This is a genomic window from Enterobacter sp. SENG-6, from assembly GCF_001605945.1.
Lineage (GTDB): Bacteria > Pseudomonadota > Gammaproteobacteria > Enterobacterales > Enterobacteriaceae > Enterobacter > Enterobacter cloacae.
In genome coordinates, this window is record NZ_LOMM01000034.1 from 1 (window position 1) to 18554 (window position 18554).

Consider the following 18554-nt stretch of genomic DNA (forward strand, 5'->3'; position numbering starts at 1 on the left):
AGTTAACGAGATGAAAAAGCTGGGAAAAGAGTACAGTAATATGGTCATGGTGGCATGACCATATTACTGGGGATCCCTCAGCCCTGTGGGAGAGGGCCGGGGTGAGGGCATCATACCGCACCTGTTTTATATTTATAAACAGGACGTTAGTTATGAATAACCAGAAAAATTACGCATCTCAACGACGCCACGCGCATTACCTTCGCCCAAAAGGGGCTTCTTTAAGCGCCCACTGCCCCGGCGTTTCACCGGTCCACGCGCTGAAGACCTCAATGAATGCGCTGACGCTGCTGTAACCGCAAGACAGCGCAATCCATCCCACCGGCTTCCCCGCGGCCAGCCACTCCATTGCCTGCATTACCCGCGCCAGTTGCCGCCAGTTAACGAAGTTCATTCCGGTCTGGGCACGAAACCGACGGTTGAACGTACGCACGCTCATCCCCGCCTGGCGGGCATGGTTCTCAACCGTCTGATTATCATCGACAAACTGCAGCAAATGCCTGACCACGTCCTTCAGACGCGGATCCGTCGGCACGGGCAGAGTAAAGTGCACCTGGGGTGCCACGGCAAGCTCATCCAGCAGCAGGGTCAGCTTTCGCGGATCGTACTCGCTTTCAGCAACGCTTAAGCGGGAAAACAGTGCATGGGTAAGATCGTCGGGTTCGAACAGGGCGGGCACATCGGGAAGCCTTGCGCAGCAGGCGGGGTCAAGATAGATGGCGCTGCCTTCTATCGCGCTTTCAGAAAAGGCGGCGTGCTGATTGCCAGGCGGGATCCAGCCGATGTGTTTTGCCGGTACGACCGAGCGCCCCTGCTGCGACTCAATCACCAGCAGACCCGTTGCAATGCGCCACAGCTGCCCAGCGCGATGGCTGTGCCAGGGGGTTCGGTACCCGCCTGGATGAAGGAGCGTCTCAGTACTGACCATATCATTTTGACCGAAAATCGTTATTCATCGGCGTATTACAGAAACTGCGTCTTCGGCTGTCAAGGATAATGGCGACTAAACCACATAAGGAGCCCTTAATGAGCATAATCACATCCCTGATAGCCGACACCGACAATGCCGCACAGCGCGAAAAGATGGCGTGCCTGTTAACCCGCTTATTCAACGGCGATATCGATCCGGCAGAGGTCTTTACGCCCGATTACCAGCAGGTTACGGACGGTCACACGCTTGATTACCGGGGATTTATCCAGCACCTGAGCCACGTCAGCTCGCAGACTCGCACGATCGCCTTTACCGTGGCGGAGATAGCCTGTCATGACGAACTTCTGGCTGACCGGCATATCGTGACGGTCACGTATCCTGGCGGTCGTCAGGCAGAGATCGAGGTTTACCTGTTTGCCGCGCTGCGTGAAGGGAAAATCTGGCGGATCCATGAAGTCACGCGGGCCCTCAGCGGCGATGCTTCAGATCGCACGCTGGCCCATGCGACAGAGTAATGTCACTCCGCCGGGCGCGGTACGCTACGGTTATATACCTCAACATAACGCGCAAATTTCCCGATAAACACGCCCGCAAATACCCCGCCTGAGATAATCGCCAGCGCGCTCATGGCGGGTTGCTGCATTGTATGGGGAGAGATGGCGCTCATCACGCCCAGCACATACTTCACCGCGAACGCCAGCATCATAAACGGCAGCGCGGTGTAGTCTGCCTGACGGTGGAGGCTGCGCGGTGCCTCAGCTCGGGTGATAGCCGCCTGCTTAATCAGGAAGTACCCCAGTGCCGCACCGGCAAGGATCCCCGCCGTCCACAATGCAACAGTCGCAGGAGTCAGCGTACGATAGACCACCAGATCGTAAATATCCCAGATAAGAAAAATGCCCGGAATGATAGCAAGCCGCTCAAGCGTCACGGTGGCGGGCTTGCGGGCTTTAATGCCGCGGGAGATAAGGAAGATAAACAGCACCCACACCCAGGCGGGTGTGTGCGTAACGACACCGAGCAGAAATTCAAACATGGAGATCACCATGGACGATCGCGGCTCCTGCCGCCCTGAACGCGTATTGCGCATAACGGCAGGAACGCCATTATGCGCAGGTCTTTTACAGCGATTTTTTCAGGCGACGAACCGCCTCTTTCAGCTCTTCATCCGTTGGCGTGACAAACGACATACGCAGCGTCGAATGGTCTGGCTCATTGCAGTAGAAAAATTCGCCCGGGACAAATACTACGCCGTTACTTAACGTCTTTTCCAGCCAGCGCGTGGTATTACTACCATTTTTCATATTCGCCCACAGGAACATGCCGCCCTTCGGCTTGTGGAACGACATCACATCGCCCAGCTCGGCTTCCAGTTCGTTGGCGAACGTCTGGTACTTCTGACGATAGGCTTCGCGGATCATTTTGATCTGCCCGGCCAGACGCCCGGTTTTCAGGTATTCGTAAGTCATCAGCTGCGACAGCGTACTGGTGTGCAGATCGGTGGTTTGCTTCAGGTTCACCACCGCACGCTTCAGCCACTCCGGCACCAGCACCCAGCCCACACGGGTGCCCGGCGCGAGAATTTTAGAGAAGGTTGAGGTATACACCACGTTCTCTTCGTTGCCGATATCTTTGGCATGGGCAATTAACGGGCGGAAAACTTCGTCGGTGTAATTGATTTCACTGTACGGATCGTCTTCGATAATCACAAAGTCATAGCGCTTCGAGAGTTCCACCAGCTGTTTACGGCGCGCCTCAGACAGCGTAACGCCACCCGGGTTACCAAATGTCGGCACAATATAAACCGCTTTGATGGGTTTATTTGCCACCAGGGCTTCGAGTTCATCCACTTTCATGCCGTCGCCATCGGTGCCAACGGATTCGAAATTCGCCTGCGCCAGACCAAAGACCTGCAGCGCAGCAAGATAGGTTGGGCGTTCGACGACGACGGTATCGCCCGGATTAATTAACGCGCGCGCCAGCACGTCAAGGGATTGTTGTGAACCGGAGGTTACGACCACATCATCCGCTTTGCAGCGGATCCCGCGCCCTTCGCAGATGCGCTGAATCTCTTCCCGCAGTCCCGGCACACCCTCGGTCAGACCATACTGGAAGGCTTCACCAAAATGCTGCGACAGTACGGCATCAGCGGCGATTTTCAGGCCTTCGTGATCGAACAAAGCCGGGTTAGGAATACCCCCACCCAGCGAAATGACGCCTGCCATTTTGCTATGTTTTAATAATTCACGGATGGCGGAAGATTGCAGGCCCTGCGCGCTGCTGGCGAGTTTGTTTGCAGACATTCTTTGATTACCTTCTTTTTTATATTGTGCCCAATCTTAGCAGAATATGAGCAATAAATTCCGTTAGCTTTGGGAGGGGACGTAAATCCTGACGCCACAGTAAATGCACCGGCCTCGGCGCGGGTGTAAACGGCTCCAGAACCCGAACCAGCCTGCCGCTTGCCAGCTCTTCCGCCACCAGCACCTCCGGCTGCAGAAGCAGCCCCGCCCCGGCGCGCGCCGCCATGCGTAAGCCGTAGCCGTCGTTGCATCGTAAAATGGCATCGCGCTTCCAGCGCACTTCGCCCTCCACACCCGGCAACCGCCATTCGTTGCGCGCGGTCCATACCGTGTGGGAAAGGCAGAGATGGTCCACCAGATCGGCAGGCGTTTGCGGCGTACCGTGGCGCGCCAGATAATCCGGCGACGCGCAGATCACCATGTTGTAAGGGCACAGGTATTTCGCCACCAGATCGTCATTGCGAATATCACCAATGCGAATGGCCAGATCGACCCCCTCTTCCACCAGATCCACCATCCGGTTAGTGAGATCCAGTTCGATACGCACTGCCGGGTAGCGCTGCAGAAAGGTGGCGGTCAGCGGCGCGATAACGCAGCCGCCAAACGACGTAGGTGCCGTCACGCGCAGGGTGCCCGCTGGTGCGGCGCGCAGACGTTCCACTGCGCTTTCGGCAATGGCCACCTGCTCCAGCACCCGCTTCGCCTCGTCATAATAGACCCGCCCGGCGTCGGTCAGGCTTTGACGTCGCGTATTGCGCTCCAGCAGACGGGTGCCAAGCTTGGATTCCAGCAGCGCAATGTACTTCCCCACCATCACCGACGACATATCCAGACGGGAGGCCGCCCCGGTAAAACTGCCGCTTTCCACTACGGCAATAAAAGTTTCCATGCCGCGAAGCTTATCCATATTACAAACCTCTGGTTAGCAATCTTCTAACTTTAGCCCAGTTTATCCGACTTTTAATTTATTAAAGAATGAAGGCTCACAACATGAGGAGTCGGCTATGAAAATCATCATTATTGGTGCCAGCGGTACGGTCGGTCGCGCAGTAACGGAGGCGCTCAGTCGCCGCCACGAAGTGATCCGCGTGGGCCGCACGCAGGGCGATGAGCAGGTGGATATTACGTCACAGGCGAGCGTGCAGGCGCTGTTTGAGAAGGTCGGTCGTGTGGATGCGATTGTCTCCGCCAGCGGCGGGTTGTACTTTGGCCCCCTCGCCACCATGAAAGACAGCGATTTCAATCAGGGCTTACAGGATAAACTGCTCGGACAGGTGCGTCTGGCGCTGACCGGCCAGCACTACCTGAACGATGGCGGCTCCATTACCCTGATTAGCGGGATTGTGGCGCACGAGCCCATCGCGCAGGGCGTCAATGCCACCACGGTGAATGCCGCGCTGGAAGGGTTTGTTCGCGCTGCCGCCTGCGAGCTGCCGCGCGGGATCCGCATCAACCTGATAAGCCCGACGGTCCTCACCGAATCGGTCGAAACGTACGACGGCTTCTTCCCGGGCTTTGAAAGCGTGCCGGCCGCCACCGTGGCGCAAGCCTATCGCCGCAGCGTGGAAGGGGTGCAGACCGGGCGGGTGTATAAGGTGGGTTACTGAGCCTTACGGGCGGAAATCAGCACCAGCATCGGGCGGTCTGCCTCTTCGGCCAGCGCGGGCCAGGCGTCAATCTGCGCCTGCGTTGGCCCCCATTCGTTCACTTCGCTTACCGTTAAACCGGCGTTGATCAGGGCGTTAAGGGTGCTGCCCAGTGTGCGGTGATACTTGATCACGCCGTCTGCCAGCCAGTTGCTGACGCGCTGGCCTTCGTCCTGATAGTGGTTCACGCCCCAGAAACGCACGCCTGCGTCATCGGTCAACCAACCCTGACGCGTCGCGCAGGTGTAAATTGGGTGCTCCATGGAAAAGACCAGACTGCCGCCGGGTTTCAGCGCACGCTGAACGTTACCAAACAGAGTATTCAGCTCGGGCAGGTAGTGCAGCGCCAGCGAGCTGTAGACCAGATCGAAACTGTTCGCTTTCATCGCCAGCGATTCCAGATCGCAACGTTGATACACAATCCCATCATCGTGGGTCAGCTCTGCCGCACGGGCGAGCATTTTTTCGGAGATATCGACGCCGGTTACCGCAGAAGCACCCAGTTCACGCGCCGCGCGGCAGAACCAGCCATAGCCACAGCCGAGATCGATAACCGATTTGCCGTGTAAATCCGGCAGCATGCTTTTCAGCGCAGGCCACTCCGGCGCGCCATTCAGGCCGTCTACCGAGCGCGGCAACAGGGCGTAACCTTCAAAAAAGGCGGGGTTGTCGTAGATATTTTGTGCCATCACGGACTCCTTCATTGCAACAAAGGCGAGGGTAAAACACCCCTCGCCCGTTGACAACTAAACCGTCTGGCGAATCAAAGCCTGCGCCGGATCTTCTCCACCATGGCTGCCGTTGAGATCCCGTAGCGATCGTGAAGCGTCGGGAGCGCACCTGCATCCAGGAAAGCATCCGGTAGCGCAACGGTATCAAAGTCGACATGCACGCGATGGCGCATCAGCAACGACGCCACTGCCTCACAAAGCCCCCCTACAGTGCTGTGGTTTTCGGCGACCACCACCAGCCGTCCCGGCTTCGCGGCCTGCGCCAGAATGGTCTCCTCATCCAGCGGTTTAATGGTGGGCGAGTGCAGTACCGCCACGCTGACGTTATCCTTACGCAGCTGCTTTGCTGCCTCCAGCGCGCGCATGGTCATTAGCCCTGAGGCGATGATCAGAACGTCGCTCCCCTCTTCCAGCAGCGCGGCTTTGCCCAGCGTAAACTGGTAATTGTACTGGTCCAGCACCACCGGCACCTTGCCGCGCAGCAGTCGCATATACACCGGCCCATTGTGCGCCGCGATCGCCGGTACAGCCTGTTCGGTGTCTATCGCGTCGCAGGGATCGATGATGGTCATCCCCGGAATACCGCGCATAATCGCAATATCTTCCGTCGCCTGGTGGCTCGGACCGTAGCCCGTGGTTAACCCCGGCAGTGCAGCGCATATCTTCACGTTGAGATGCTCTTCGGCGATAACCTGATGAATAAAATCGTAGGCACGACGGGTGGCAAAGACCGCATATGTCGTGGCGAAGGGAATAAACCCCTCTTTTGCCATTCCCCCGGCCGCGCCCATCAAGAGTTGCTCCGCCATCCCCATCTGGAAGAAACGTTCCGGATATGCCTGGGCAAAGATATGCAGATCGGTATATTTCGACAAATCCGCCGTCATACCGACAACTTCCGGGCGCTGTTCCGCCAGCTTCACCAGCGCATGGCCGAACGGTGCAGAGCGCGTCTCCTGGCCGTCTTCCGCAATAGAGGCAATCATGGCCGACGTGGTTAAACGCGGTTTTTTCTCCGTTATCTGGCTCATTACAGCACTCCTTCAGGTTTGTTGGCATCCAGCACGGCGAGTGCCTTTTGCCACTCGTCAGCATCCACGCGAATAAAATGGTTCTTGTCACGTTGTTCGAGGAAAGGCACACCTTTGCCCATCAGCGTGTCGCACAAAATGACGCGTGGCTGGTTTTCCGGACAGCGTCTGGCGTTATCAAACGCCGCCACCAGCGCAGGGACATCGTTGCCATTTACGCGCTGCACATACCAGCCGAACGAGGTCCATTTATCTTCCAGCGGCTCAAAGCCAAGGATCTTGTGCGAATTGCCGTCTGCCTGCTGGCGGTTAATGTCCACCAGCACGATCAGGTTCGACAGGCCATGGTGCACTGCAGACATAGCCGCTTCCCAGGTTGATCCTTCGTCAAGCTCACCGTCCGACATGGAGTTAACGACCCATGCCGCGCTCTGCTTGTGCTTCAGCCCCAGCGCCATGCCGACCCCAATACTTAACCCCTGTCCCAGCGAACCACCGGAGATCTCCATGCCCGGCGTGTAAGTTGCCATACCGGACATTGGCAGGCGGCTGTCGTCCGAGCCGTAGGTCTCCAGCTCCTCTTCAGGAATGATCCCGGCTTCAATCAGAGCGGCATAACAGGCAATGGCGTAATGACCGTGGGAAAGCAGAAAACGGTCACGGCCTTCCCACTCCGGCTCGTCCGGCTTGAGGTTCATACCGTGGGTAAACGCGGTGGCCAGTACGTCGGCATAGCCCAGCGCCTGCCCGATGTAGCCCTGCCCCTGCACTTCGCCCATGCGCAGCGCATAGCGGCGAATACGCCATGCCGCCGCGGCAACCTGTTGAACTGTGGTATCCGTCATCGTCGAGTCTCCTTAATGGATCAGCATGCCGCCGTTCACGTCGAGCGTGATACCGGTGGAGTAAGACGAAAGGTCGCTGCCAAGGAACAGCGCGGCGCGGGCAATATCCTGCGCGTCGCCGAGGCGGTTAAGCGGAATGCCCGCCAGGATGGCGGTTTTCATCTCATCGCTCAGCTTGCCTGCGGTGATGTCCGTCTGGATAAGGCCGGGTGTAATGCAGTTTACGCGTACGTTATCCGGACCCAGCTCGCGGGCCATCGCTTTCGCCAGGCCCAGCACACCTGCTTTAGCCGCGCTGTAGTGGGGGCCGCCAAAAATACCGCCACCGCGCTGTGCTGATACCGATGAAATGCAGACAATGCTGCCCGACTTCTGTGCGCGCATGGTGGGGATCACCGCCTGAGACATCAGCAGCGTGCCGCGCAGGCTGACGTCCAGCACCGCGTCGTAATTCTCGCGTTTAATATCCATCAGCTTAATCGGCTGAGTAATTCCGGCGTTATTCACCAGAATATCGATGCGCCCGTATTTTCCCAGCACCTGCTCAATGGCGGCGTTGACCTGTAATTCATTGCTGACGTTCGCCGCAAGGCCCAGATGCTCTTCACCCAGATTCGCCGCCGCTGCCCGACTGGCCTCAGCATCTAAATCGATAATCACTACCTTCGCACCCTGCCCGGCATATAATTTAGCCGTGGCAAAACCCAAACCGCGTACAGAAGCCGCGCCGGTAATAACGGCGACTTTATCTTTCAGTAGCATATATTTACTCCACTATGGTAAAAGGAATTTATTTTTTATTTCGGTTCATCCAGCAACATAATCACAAATAGGCCAATCGCTGCACAAACACCGAAATAAATAAATACAGAGTTAAAACTTCCTGTTTTATCCAGCAGAAAACCCGCCAGCATCGGGGAAACAAATCCGCCGAGATTTCCGCCGCTATTGATAATTGACGCAGCTATCGGATAGGTTTTACTGTCCGCAACGGCCATACCGTAAGCCGTAAAAGCAGGCCAGCCGATATTCAGACAGAGGCCGACAAAAAACAGCCCCACGCAAACCGCAACGGTGCTTTGCGGAATATTCAGCATGATGACCATCATTAACACGGTGCTGATGGCGGTAAACATCATGGTCGGTTTACGCCGACGGCCGAGCAGTTTGTCGGATACGTAACCGCCAAAAATCGCCCCGATAAATCCGCCGATGCACGGCATACTGGCGACCAGCCCCATGCTCATAAACGTAAAGCCTTTCTCTTTCACCAGATAGAGCGGGATCCACGTCAACAGGCCATACAGCACGCTGACCATCATGAAATAGGCCAGACAATCGCCGAGGATATTCTTCGAGGTAAACAGGCCTTTTACCGTGCTCACCGGGGCTAAGTCCCGCACGCGAATCAGGCGGTCAAGGCGCGCAAAGCCCGGTGAAATCACGATGTTTTCCCGTCTGGCGTCCGGCGTCTCCTGACCCACAGTAATGGTCTCCAGTTCGGCTTTAGAGACGAATGCGCTCTCTGATGGTCTGGTGCGCACCAGCAGATACCACAGAACGGCAATGACCAGACCGGGGATCGCGAAGGAGAAGAAGACCCAACGCCAGCCCCACGTCATGGCGATCCACACCGCCAGCGGCGGCACGAGGATCGGCGCGAACATGGTGGCCGCGATGTAGACGCCGGTGGCGGTGGCCTTCTCCCTGGGTGGAAACCAGTTATTGATGGTGGAGGCCAGCCCGACAGGGCACGGCCCCTCCGTTAACCCCAGCCCCAGACGAATAAACTTCAGCCCCAGAACTGAGGTTGCCGTGCCCATCAGCCAGGTAAATGCCGAGAAGCCGAATATCGACAGCGCCACCATGCCGCGAATCCCCTTTTTGGCGATAAAAAAGCCCGCTGGAATTTGGCTCAATGCGTATCCCAAAAAGAACATACTGGCGATGGCACCGGCTTCGAAATTATTAATATGAAACTCATCAATGATAAAGGGCAGTACTGCACCAATATTTGTTCGGTCAGCATAGTTAATGGCATACACAATAAAAATTAATGCCAGCACAACGAAACGGTAATTGGTTTTTTTAGTGTTTATGTAGGGGACAGCATGTTCTATACGAGACATAACTTACCTCATTATTCGAACAACGTGAGTCGTTTTATTTTTACGTTCAAGGTCAATATATCGGCTCATGAATGAAACACCATTCAATAAACCTCATTTATTGCTGAGATAAATTTGATTCGCGATACAGCTCAAAAAAATAACCTCGGGATAAAATTGCCCGCATGTCGTCTCAATGTTATGTTTTTTATCAATAAACATGACAGGAGTAGGCTATGTCCGCGCAGGATCGCCAGACGTTATCACTGCCCTCGCTCAGAAATTTGCAGGCATTCATCGCCGTCGCTAACGCATTGAGCATCCATCAGGCGGCCGAACAGCTCAACGTCACCCCCTCCGCGGTCAGCCATCAGATCGCGTCGCTGGAGTCGTGGATGGGCAAGAAATTATTCATCCGCAGCGGCAAAGGGGTTCAGCTCACCCCAACGGGAGAAAAATATCTGCGGGAGGTCTCGGCGGCGATGAGCGCCATCGGACGCGCCACCGATCAGATCGTCAAAGAGAAAGATAACGCCGTGCTTCGGGTGCACTCCTCGCCCACCTTCGGGTTGTCATGGCTGTTGCGCCGCCTGGGTAAGTTTCGCGCCGAATATCCCGATATCACCATCAATCTCACCTGCTCCTATGAGAATCTGCAATTCGCCAGAGATAATATTGATATTGATATCCGCCACGGTATCCCGGACTGGGATGCTTACCGGGTGATGACCATAAAAAACGACACGCTGGTGGTGCTGGCCTCGCCGGAGTATGCGCAAAAACACCCCATCAGCACACCCACCGATCTGCTGCAACAGTCACTCATCTCGTCCACCAGCACTCTGGTTAACTGGGAAAAATGGTTCGCCTGGCACAATATCGACAGGCCCTGGCTCAACTTCAGCCTCAGCTTTGACCGCTCCTATATGAGCTTTGAAGCGGCACGTATGGGGCTGGGATTTATCCTTGAGAGCAAAATGATGGCGACAGACCACCTGAAAGATGGCTCACTGGTGCAGGTACTGCCGGATGAGATGGGGATCGCCATTAACGCACATCATCTGGTAATGCCGCATATGCATGAACGCGCGTGGAAGATCCAGCAGTTCGTTGAGTGGATTGACCGGGAGCTGCGGCTGTCGGGTTATCATCTGTAACGTCGGGTGGCGGCTTCGCCTTACCCGACCTACAAAATCTGCGGCCTGTTGCCCTCACCCCAACCCTCTCCCACCGGGAGAGGGAAAAAGCACATTAACCCACCGTGCCCCAGACAAGGTTCCCCTTATGGAAGGTCGCGGTGCGCGGAGATATGCGCGCCACCGCCTCGGCGGAACAGGAGGCGTCCACCAGCACAAAGCTGGCGTCGTCCTGCGCTTTCGGCCAGACGCGTTCACCTTTGTCGTTCAGCGGCAGCACGTCACCGGTCGCAATACCTAAAGCGCGGGACAGCGTCTGCTCATTAGGGCGGATATAAAGCTGGGCGTAGAGATTCGCTTTTTCCAGCATGTCCCCCAGGCCGTACGGCGACCAGTGGTCGATCACGCTGTCGGTGCCCGTCATGACAAACACGCCTTTATCGCGCAGCTGCTTCAGCGGCATATGCAGGGTGCCAATCGGCACGGTGGAGGCGATAGTCACCTGCTGCGCCGCCATGCGGGTGGCAATCTCGTCCACCTGCTGCTCGTTGAGCGTGGCCAGCGCAAAGGCGTGGCTGATGGTCAGTTTGCCCTTCAGTTGCGGGGTTTTCTCCACGGTTTCGACCATGTAGTTCACCGCCGCCACGCCCGCCGGGCTGGTTTCGTGCAGGTGAATATCCACCCCTTTGTCGTAATCCAGCGCAATCTGGAACATGGTGTCGAGAGATTTCTCCATCGCCCCGTCAACGTTGGTTGGGTCCAGCCCGCCCACGTAGTGCGCCCCGGCCTGCATCGCCTCGCGCATCAGCTTTTCGGAATTCGACAGCAGCAGGCCGTGCTGTGGAAACGCCACGATCTCGCAGTCAAATCCGGGCTTGCGGCGCGCCAGCACCGCCTGCAGGTTCTCGAGATTCTTCAGGCCCGAGACTGGCTCAATATTGCAGTGGCTGCGGGCGAGGGTGGAGCCTTTCGACTGGATCAGATCGATCAGCTTTTCGGCGCGCTCCTGGGTATAAGGCTGGAGTTCGGGGAGCAGCTTCTGCTCAAGGCGGATCATATCCTGAATGGTGGTACCCGCCGGGCGGTTGAGCGAACGCCACGGGCCGCCGTAGAAGGTTTTATCCAGGTGAATGTGCATATCGCGCATCGCCGGGAGCATCAGCTTGCCGCCCGCGTCATAGTGCGGCAGGGTGGCGTCCGCGTGACTTTTGTTATCCCGCAGGGCGACAATTTTCCCGTCTTTGATCTCCAGCGTTTTCAGCTCGGTGCGGGTGCTCGTCGCCACGCCGCCGTCGACGTTAAATCCGGCCTCCAGCAGCACGTTGTCCAGGCAGTAGTGTTTAGCGGTGATATTCATCGGTTTACCCGTCTCGCAGGTTGGTTTTGCGGAATCGGCAGCATACGCGACGGAGCCGGTCGCGCCAAACAGCGCGCAGGCGGTGACCATTTTGCCGCTCTGGCTGATAAATTCACGGCGGCTTTTATTTTCACTCATCTTATCTTCCTTCATTAACAATATGGGTACCGGTTTCCCCGCGCAGCGCGGCGGGCAGGCAGTCTGGCGAGGTGATGATCACGCGCTTGCCGCCATGGCGTAAAAATTCCAGCGAGGCGACGATTTTGGGCAGCATGCTGCCCGCCGGGAAATGGCCCTCGTCTTTGTAACGCGTCATCTGCGCCACGCTCACCGTGTCCAGCGCCTGCTGATTCGGCTTGCCAAAGTGGATGCACACTTTTTCGACCCCGGTGGTGATCACCAGTACGTCGGCGCGGATCTCGCGCGCCAGCAGCGCGGTGGAGAGATCTTTATCAATTACCGCGTCAACGCTCTGGTAATCGCCCTGCTCAGTGCGCACCACCGGAATACCGCCGCCGCCCGCGCCAATTACCACAAAGCCTTTTTGCGTCAGGGTTTTGATGGCATCGGCTTCAACAATGCGTAACGGCTGCGGCGACGCCACCACGCGACGATAGCCCCGGCCAGAATCCTCAACAAAGTGCCAGTCCGGATGCGCCTGCTGCAGTTCATCGCGCTGCGCTTCGCTGAAGAACGCGCCGATAGGCTTGGTCGGGTGGCTAAAGCCCGGATCGTTTTTATCCACCTCCACCTGAGTGACAACGGTGACCGCTTTTTGCTCACCGCGCGCAGACAGGCGGTTGTTAAGCGCCTGCTGGATCAGGTAGCCGATACCGCCCTGCGTATCCGCCACGCAGTTGGCCAGCGGCGTGAGCGGCAGTCCCTCCCGCTCGTGGGCAATTTCAGCGCGGCGGAGATCCAGCCCCACCTGGGGGCCGTTGCCGTGGGTAAGCACGATGTCATAGTCCGAGGCCAGCATCTCCAGCACCGACTCTGCCACCGCCTTTACCGCCTGCGCCTGATGTTCAACCGACTGGCTGGCGTTATCTTTGATAATGCTGTTGCCGCCAATGGCGACGACCATAAGCTCTTTCATTTTGTTTCCTTTAGAAGGTGCGTTCTGGTGCCCTCACCCCGGCCCTCTCCCACAGGGAGAGGGGGATTAACAGAGATATCCAGCACATGCTTCACCACAAACATGCCGCCCATCATCAGATACGCCGTCACAAACATCAGCGAACTGCCTTCGGCAAAGCCCACCACCGGGGCGTGGATCACGCCAAACAGCGCCAGCAGTGCGCCACCGGCGGCAGCAACGGCGCCGCGCAGCGGTTTGTTGATAATGGCGAAGATGGCGATGCAGCCCCACAGCATGCTGGCGAGCGGTGCGCCGCTGCCCAGATGCACCAGCCCCTCGTAGTAGATCCCTTTACTGTGCAGCACGTCGGTGCCGATTTTCGCCGCGCTGGTGCCCGCCGCGCCCATCACGCTGTTCATCATGGTCAACGCCCAGTTGGCGATCCACGGGAACAGGCAGATGAAAATCACAGGCACCTCCACTTTGGGCGTTTCCCTCACCACCTGGTTGGCGGTGACAACGCCGATAAACACCAGGATCGGCACGATAGCGGTCATCGGAATGATGGCGAGCATAAACGCCCCCAGCCCGAACAGCGGCACGATAAACATGGTCACGCCGGAGGCCAGCGTGTAGCCGATGCTGGCGCCCATCGCTTTCCAGCCCGCATGACCCACATAGACCGTCACCGGGAACGGATTGCCCATCAGGCAGCCGAGCATGGAGGCCAGGCCGTTCGCCAGCATTACCTTGCGGGTCGGGTACTCGTCTCCCGCCGCGTGGGCGCTTTCAATGTTTTCCAGGTCGAAGATGTAGTTCGCCAGCCCCAGCGGCACGGCAGACGCCAGGTACGGCAGCGCGTGAGGCAAGCCCTGCAGGAAACCTTCTACATGGACTTCGGGCGGGTTAAAGCCGAAAGAGGACATCGAGGCTTTGATTGCCTCCGGGCTTTGCAGGCCGGAGATCCACGCTAACACCGTGCCAGCAATCAACAACAGCAGACCGGTCGGGATCCTGGCGAAGATCGGTTTTTTGCCGAACCAGTTAATGAAGATCAGCAGCAGCACAATGAACGACACGGTGGGCGCTTCAAACGCCTGCAGCATCGGGTTCATCGCCAGCAACAGCAGGCCCAGGCCCGACAGACACGAGAGCAGCACGGTACGCGGGATCATCTTGCGGATGGTCTCCCCCAGGAAAGAGCCGCCCGCCAGAATCATCGCCTCGACAAAGCACCACACCAGACCGATCTGAATGGCAAAATCCGCGTCACCGGTTTGCTGGTAGACCGGCATCAGGACCAGAAAAGTAACGGTAAAAATCGACGGCGCGCTCGGGCCAGACGGCAGCGCGGTGACGTCCGTTCGTCCGGTGGCGCGCGCCATCTGCAGGCCAAACCATGCGTAGCAGACGCTCGCCACCAGCACCGCCAGCCCGAAGGCCGGCGCGATGCGTCCATAAACAATCTCCTTCGGGATGCCGACGACAAAAATGAGCAACCCCATCATGGTCAGCAAATTGGTCAGGTTGTTGGTCATCAACCCGAAATATGCCGCCCAGTCACCTCTTTTCCACTCCAGTTTCATGTTTTTCATGGATGCTTGCCTTATAAAAAGTAGCGATCGCGGAAGGTCAACAGCGCCTTTTCAAAACAGCTAAACGGCGGGTGAACAATGCCCGCGCCAATCATGCCAATACCGGCGTCTTTGTGGGCAATGGCGGTATTGATAACCGGCAGAATGCCGCTGCCTGCGACTCGGGTGATGTCGATGGCGGTTGGAATGCCCATAAACGACAGCAGCGGAATGGTGACGTTCGGGTTTTCACCGAGGGTGATTTCGCGCATCTGGCGGGAGAAGTCGATGGCTTCTTCCACCGTCCCGCCCACCAGCGCGACAATCGCCGGGGCCGTCGCCATCGCAAAGCCACCGATACCGTAGGTTTCCGTGATGGCGCTGTCGCCGATATCCAGCCCGGAGTCTTCCGGCTTGTAACCTGCGAACATCGGTCCAATCACCTGCTGCGCCGGGCCGGTGAACCACTGCCCTGGCAGGCCAGAGACGCGCAGACCAAACTCGTAACCGTTACGCGCCATGGTGGTGACCACGGTGCTGTACTCAATGCCGTGGGCGGCGTCCAGCGCGGCCTTACACATCGCCATCCACGTCGGGCCGGAGAAGTAGTCGCTGCTGGCGACAAACTCAAATACCTCGCGCTGCTGCGCCACCGGATAGCCCGCCTGGATCAGCCCCGGCGTCAGCGCCTGGATCAGCAGTGTGGTGCCCGCGTTGTTGCGGTTGTGGCATTCGTCACCCATGTGCAGCGCCTGGGCCAGCATCAGGCGCAGATCGATTTCGCCGATAATCTTCATGGCGTCGCGCAGCATCGGGCCAAGCACATCGCGCATCCAGTTCAGACGGTCAATGACGCTCTGGTCGTTGGCGCCCATGCGCAGGATCTTCGCCATCTGCTCGCTGAGGTTGGTGTAGGCGCGGTTGCCGTAGGTTTTGTTCTCAACGATATGCATAAACATCGACGCGGAGGTGACGCCCGCCATCGAGCCCACGCAGTCGTGCTCGTGGCACGGCGAGAAGGTGATGTCGCCTGAAGCCGCCAGCCTTGCCGCCTCCTCCAGATCGTTCGCCAGCCCTTCAAACACCAGCGCGCCGGTGACCGCGCCTTTCATCGCGCCACACATATTTTCCCAGCTCACCGGAGGACCGGCATGCAGAATGGTGGTACGGGTCATCCCCGGCACAACGTTAATCGCCTCGTCGTACCCCACCAGCACCGGGTGGGACTGAATGATGCGCTCCAGCGCAATCTTGTTGGCGGCAGCGATCTTCTCTGCCAGCGGCTCCGCGGCCAGCTGGTCGAGCGCTTCGACGATCTGCATATTGCCCTGCCCCGGCGGTGCCCAGTCGAGCTGGGTGACGGGGACGTGCTGTTTTTTAAGATCGTCACTGAACAGCGCAATACCGACGTTAATGACGTTCAGCGGTTGGTTGAATAAGGTGGTCATCAGGCGTTCTCCCCTTTGCAGACAAATTCGCGTGCCAGTAATCCGGTGTTAGTACTGCTGCTGGCCCAGATCACGCCGGCATCGGTCAAAAGCTGACACTGCTGCGCCAGCGACTGGGGATCCTGGTCGGTACCCAACACGTAGCCGAGGATCTCCAGCGGACGGTTATCGGCTTTCGCAATCGCCTGCGCCTCTTTAATGGCATCGAGCATCACGCCGACCGGATCCTCATGCGCGCCAAAGCCCAGCACGAAGTCCATCACAATTACGCCCACTTCCGGATCGCGCGCCTCCTGCAGCAGGCGGCTGATGCGGTTGGTCGGGTCAATCATCGGGTGCGGTTTGCCGTTGGTGAAATCGTCATCCCCAAAATCGAGGAAGGTGTGAGCCTGGCTGACGTTTATGTCGCGCAGGCGTTTCGCCGGATCGGGCTGAATGTTGCTGTAGACGTCGTCGTACTTCTCAAGCGCGGCGAACATCGCTTCATCACACAGGGTGCCGCCACAGAACAGACCGCGAATGTATTTCTGCTGCGGAGTGAGACGGGCGCGCACCTCTTCAATCAGGGGCCAGTTGAGCGGATGCAGGTCAAGGGACGCTTTGTTGATACCGGTGAGCAGCACGGCCTTCAGGGCCGCCTCTTTGGTGCCACGGGCGAACTGCAGACCGTCTTCATCGGCGGGCGGTTCGTTGCGACCAAGGAAACAGGCGATGACGGGTTTGCGACAGGCCCGGGCACGCGCCAGCACCTTTTCTGCCACCGCTGGCGCTGGCGGTTTGGAGATCAGCGCGATGACCTGGGTGGCATCGTCGGCCTCCAGCATGTCGATGGCGTCGAGCATCATCAGACCACCGATTTTTTCACTGAGATCGCGCCCGCCGGTGCCAATCAGCTGCGATACCCCGCCGCCAAATTCATGAATGCGCACGCTCAGCTCCTGGCTACCGGTGCCGGACGCCCCGACAATGCCTATCGACCCGCGGCGTACGGCGTTGGCGAAGCACAGTCCTGCGCCGTTGATGATGGCAGTGCCGCAGTCTGGCCCCATCATCAGCAGCCCTTTCTGGTGCGTCAGCTGCTTGAGCGCCAGCTCATCGTCGAGGGATACGTTATCGGAAAAGAGCATCACGTTGAGATCGTTTTCAAGCGCCTTTCGCGCTTCGCGTGCCGCAAACATGCCGTTTACTGAAATCACCGCCAGGTTGCTGTCGGGACGGTGGGCTTTCGCGCTGGCCAGAGTCGCGTAGCGTGCTTCATGGGTGCCCGCGCTCTCTTTTCGGGTGAATAACGCTTCAATCGCCGCCAGGGTTTCATCATTGGCCGCGTCGCCTTTAATGACGATCATCAGATCGCCGTTTTTCGCATCCTCTAATTCCGGCGTTAACAGCCCGAGATTTTTTAATACGCCTTTGTTCATTTCCGTCGCCATCGCTACAAAGGCCTGCTCAACGCCCGGCAATTTATTGGCTTTGGTGGAAACGGACATTAATGAGACGGAGTCAAAATACGTGTTCTTTTTAATCACGATTTTTGTGGGCATTATTTTCTCCTGAATGCGGATAAAAGGGGGCCGCCGTCGTGCAAAATGCACGTCGGAAAAATACGTTTGAAATGGGGGCCAGCCGGAAACAGGCTGGCCGAATAAATTACGCGCCCGCCGCCAGCAGCAGGTCAGCTATCGCGTGGTAGCCTTTTTCCCGCGCCAGTTCGAGCGGGGTTTTACCGTATTTATCGGTCATGTGCGGATTCGCACCGTGGTCCAGCAGCAGCTTCACGATCGCCTGCTGTTTCGGGCCGCCGTCATTCAGGACAATGGCTTCCAGCAGCGGCGTCCAGCCGACAAAATTGGTGTGATTAACGTTGATATCGGTCTTTTCCAGCAGCTCGCGGACAATCTCCACATGTCCTTTCTCACTGGCGGGCGTAATCCCCACTCCGCCGAAGCGCGTCAGGCGGTCCAGATCCGGGTTGGCGGGCAGAACAAGCCGCAGCAGGGTTAAATCATTGGTCAGGCAGCTTATCAGGAAGGGGTTAAAACAGGTCTGGTCCTGTTTATCTATATCCGCACCGGCGTCAATTAATAACGCGACACAGGGGTAATGTTTTTTCAGGCTGGCAATAACAATGGCGGTTCTTTTCTGACGGTTGGTGGCGTTAATATCGACACCTTTCTCAAGGCAGGCTTTTAGCGCGTCGACATTACCCTGCTCTGCCGCCAGTAAAAATTCCGTCACAAGTTCGTTCGCAGACATACAGACTCCCGATGGTGTGTTGCTGATGACCTGAGAATAGCAACAGCCCTTTCAGAAAAGAATCCGCTTAAAAATCATTCATCGACAGTCAATTCATTGTTGAGTTAAATTCA

18 protein-coding genes are annotated in these 18554 nt (G+C 57.5%); 3 read left to right on the plus strand and 15 right to left on the minus strand.

Going from position 1 to position 18554, the window contains the following annotated elements; genetic code table 11:
- Positions 1-196: 196 nt before the first annotated feature.
- Positions 197-928 (minus strand): helix-turn-helix domain-containing protein, encoded by a 732-nt coding sequence (locus tag AX755_RS17060; protein WP_062857139.1) that lies wholly within the window; start codon positions 926-928, stop codon positions 197-199.
- A gap of 98 nt (positions 929-1026) precedes the next feature.
- Between AX755_RS17060 and AX755_RS17065 the strand changes: the two genes are divergently transcribed.
- A complete protein-coding gene (locus AX755_RS17065; protein ID WP_020690742.1) occupies positions 1027-1446 on the plus strand; it encodes a nuclear transport factor 2 family protein in 420 nt (139 codons plus the stop codon).
- Positions 1447-1448: 2 nt separating this feature from the next.
- On the opposite strand, the gene AX755_RS17070 is transcribed toward AX755_RS17065, so the two are convergent.
- The 3 genes from AX755_RS17070 to AX755_RS17080 form a co-directional block, all read right to left on the minus strand.
- Positions 1449-1967 carry a DUF6622 family protein gene (locus AX755_RS17070; RefSeq protein WP_029883923.1) on the minus strand — a complete coding sequence of 173 codons (519 nt, stop codon included), beginning with the start codon at positions 1965-1967 and terminating at the stop codon, positions 1449-1451.
- 85 nt (positions 1968-2052) lie between these two features.
- The gene (locus AX755_RS17075) at positions 2053-3234 is read right to left on the minus strand and encodes an aminotransferase-like domain-containing protein (protein ID WP_038420464.1); all 1182 of its coding nucleotides are present in this window, start codon (positions 3232-3234) and stop codon (positions 2053-2055) included.
- A 19-nt stretch (positions 3235-3253) separates the two neighbouring features.
- On the minus strand, positions 3254-4141 hold the full coding sequence (locus tag AX755_RS17080) for a LysR family transcriptional regulator (RefSeq protein WP_062857140.1): 888 nt from the start codon (positions 4139-4141) through the stop codon (positions 3254-3256).
- 97 nt (positions 4142-4238) lie between these two features.
- Between AX755_RS17080 and AX755_RS17085 the strand changes: the two genes are divergently transcribed.
- On the plus strand, positions 4239-4841 hold the full coding sequence (locus tag AX755_RS17085; RefSeq protein ID WP_013098397.1) for a short chain dehydrogenase: 603 nt from the start codon (positions 4239-4241) through the stop codon (positions 4839-4841).
- Here the strand turns inward: AX755_RS17085 and AX755_RS17090 are convergent.
- The 5 genes from AX755_RS17090 to AX755_RS17110 all read right to left on the minus strand — a co-directional run bounded on the left by AX755_RS17090 (position 4835) and on the right by AX755_RS17110 (position 9616).
- Positions 4835-5569, minus strand: coding sequence for a class I SAM-dependent methyltransferase (locus AX755_RS17090; RefSeq protein WP_062857141.1), 735 nt, complete (start codon positions 5567-5569; stop codon positions 4835-4837). The two genes, AX755_RS17085 and AX755_RS17090, sit on opposite strands and share 7 nt — an antisense overlap.
- Before the next feature lie 74 nt (positions 5570-5643).
- On the minus strand, positions 5644-6642 hold the full coding sequence (locus AX755_RS17095; protein WP_072200340.1) for a transketolase family protein: 999 nt from the start codon (positions 6640-6642) through the stop codon (positions 5644-5646).
- Positions 6642-7487, minus strand: a complete 846-nt coding sequence (locus AX755_RS17100; RefSeq protein ID WP_062857142.1) for a transketolase — start codon at positions 7485-7487, stop codon at positions 6642-6644. The genes AX755_RS17095 and AX755_RS17100 overlap by 1 nt, the downstream gene beginning before the upstream one ends.
- Before the next feature lie 12 nt (positions 7488-7499).
- Positions 7500-8249 (minus strand): SDR family NAD(P)-dependent oxidoreductase, encoded by a 750-nt coding sequence (locus AX755_RS17105; RefSeq protein ID WP_023620857.1) that lies wholly within the window; start codon positions 8247-8249, stop codon positions 7500-7502.
- 35 nt (positions 8250-8284) lie between these two features.
- Positions 8285-9616 (minus strand): MFS transporter, encoded by a 1332-nt coding sequence (locus tag AX755_RS17110; protein WP_038980953.1) that lies wholly within the window; start codon positions 9614-9616, stop codon positions 8285-8287.
- Between the two features lie 215 nt (positions 9617-9831).
- Between AX755_RS17110 and AX755_RS17115 the strand changes: the two genes are divergently transcribed.
- Positions 9832-10752, plus strand: coding sequence for a LysR substrate-binding domain-containing protein (locus AX755_RS17115; protein ID WP_013098402.1), 921 nt, complete (start codon positions 9832-9834; stop codon positions 10750-10752).
- 94 nt (positions 10753-10846) lie between these two features.
- Here AX755_RS17115 and AX755_RS17120 read toward each other — a convergent pair whose 3' ends face one another.
- From AX755_RS17120 to AX755_RS17145, 6 genes are all read right to left on the minus strand, one after another.
- On the minus strand, positions 10847-12226 hold the full coding sequence (locus tag AX755_RS17120) for an amidohydrolase family protein (protein ID WP_062857143.1): 1380 nt from the start codon (positions 12224-12226) through the stop codon (positions 10847-10849).
- Between the two features lies 1 nt (position 12227).
- Positions 12228-13184 (minus strand): carbamate kinase family protein, encoded by a 957-nt coding sequence (locus AX755_RS17125; protein ID WP_013098404.1) that lies wholly within the window; start codon positions 13182-13184, stop codon positions 12228-12230.
- Entirely contained in the window at positions 13181-14761 is a 1581-nt protein-coding gene (locus tag AX755_RS17130) for a xanthine permease (protein ID WP_013098405.1), read from the minus strand. The genes AX755_RS17125 and AX755_RS17130 overlap by 4 nt, the downstream gene beginning before the upstream one ends.
- Positions 14762-14772: 11 nt before the next feature.
- Positions 14773-16188, minus strand: coding sequence for a DUF1116 domain-containing protein (locus tag AX755_RS17135; protein WP_062857144.1), 1416 nt, complete (start codon positions 16186-16188; stop codon positions 14773-14775).
- Positions 16188-17729, minus strand: coding sequence for an acyl-CoA synthetase FdrA (fdrA, locus tag AX755_RS17140; RefSeq protein WP_062857145.1), 1542 nt, complete (start codon positions 17727-17729; stop codon positions 16188-16190). The genes AX755_RS17135 and fdrA overlap by 1 nt, the downstream gene beginning before the upstream one ends.
- Positions 17730-17835: 106 nt before the next feature.
- Positions 17836-18441 (minus strand): ankyrin repeat domain-containing protein, encoded by a 606-nt coding sequence (locus AX755_RS17145; RefSeq protein ID WP_014832999.1) that lies wholly within the window; start codon positions 18439-18441, stop codon positions 17836-17838.
- Positions 18442-18554: the final 113 nt, after the last annotated feature.

Coding starts and splice junctions, on each gene's coding strand:
- AX755_RS17110 (WP_038980953.1), bottom strand. CDS start 9,616: ATGTCTCGTATAGAACATGCTGTCCCCTACATAAACACTAAAAAAACC.
- AX755_RS17095 (WP_072200340.1), bottom strand. CDS start 6,642: ATGAGCCAGATAACGGAGAAAAAACCGCGTTTAACCACGTCGGCCATG.
- AX755_RS17065 (WP_020690742.1), top strand. CDS start 1,027: ATGAGCATAATCACATCCCTGATAGCCGACACCGACAATGCCGCACAG.
- AX755_RS17090 (WP_062857141.1), bottom strand. CDS start 5,569: ATGGCACAAAATATCTACGACAACCCCGCCTTTTTTGAAGGTTACGCC.
- AX755_RS17135 (WP_062857144.1), bottom strand. CDS start 16,188: ATGACCACCTTATTCAACCAACCGCTGAACGTCATTAACGTCGGTATT.
- fdrA (WP_062857145.1), bottom strand. CDS start 17,729: ATGCCCACAAAAATCGTGATTAAAAAGAACACGTATTTTGACTCCGTC.
- AX755_RS17145 (WP_014832999.1), bottom strand. CDS start 18,441: ATGTCTGCGAACGAACTTGTGACGGAATTTTTACTGGCGGCAGAGCAG.
- AX755_RS17100 (WP_062857142.1), bottom strand. CDS start 7,487: ATGACGGATACCACAGTTCAACAGGTTGCCGCGGCGGCATGGCGTATT.
- AX755_RS17120 (WP_062857143.1), bottom strand. CDS start 12,226: ATGAGTGAAAATAAAAGCCGCCGTGAATTTATCAGCCAGAGCGGCAAA.
- AX755_RS17060 (WP_062857139.1), bottom strand. CDS start 928: ATGGTCAGTACTGAGACGCTCCTTCATCCAGGCGGGTACCGAACCCCC.
- AX755_RS17070 (WP_029883923.1), bottom strand. CDS start 1,967: ATGTTTGAATTTCTGCTCGGTGTCGTTACGCACACACCCGCCTGGGTG.
- AX755_RS17080 (WP_062857140.1), bottom strand. CDS start 4,141: ATGGATAAGCTTCGCGGCATGGAAACTTTTATTGCCGTAGTGGAAAGC.
- AX755_RS17115 (WP_013098402.1), top strand. CDS start 9,832: ATGTCCGCGCAGGATCGCCAGACGTTATCACTGCCCTCGCTCAGAAAT.
- AX755_RS17125 (WP_013098404.1), bottom strand. CDS start 13,184: ATGAAAGAGCTTATGGTCGTCGCCATTGGCGGCAACAGCATTATCAAA.
- AX755_RS17130 (WP_013098405.1), bottom strand. CDS start 14,761: ATGAAAAACATGAAACTGGAGTGGAAAAGAGGTGACTGGGCGGCATAT.
- AX755_RS17085 (WP_013098397.1), top strand. CDS start 4,239: ATGAAAATCATCATTATTGGTGCCAGCGGTACGGTCGGTCGCGCAGTA.
- AX755_RS17075 (WP_038420464.1), bottom strand. CDS start 3,234: ATGTCTGCAAACAAACTCGCCAGCAGCGCGCAGGGCCTGCAATCTTCC.
- AX755_RS17105 (WP_023620857.1), bottom strand. CDS start 8,249: ATGCTACTGAAAGATAAAGTCGCCGTTATTACCGGCGCGGCTTCTGTA.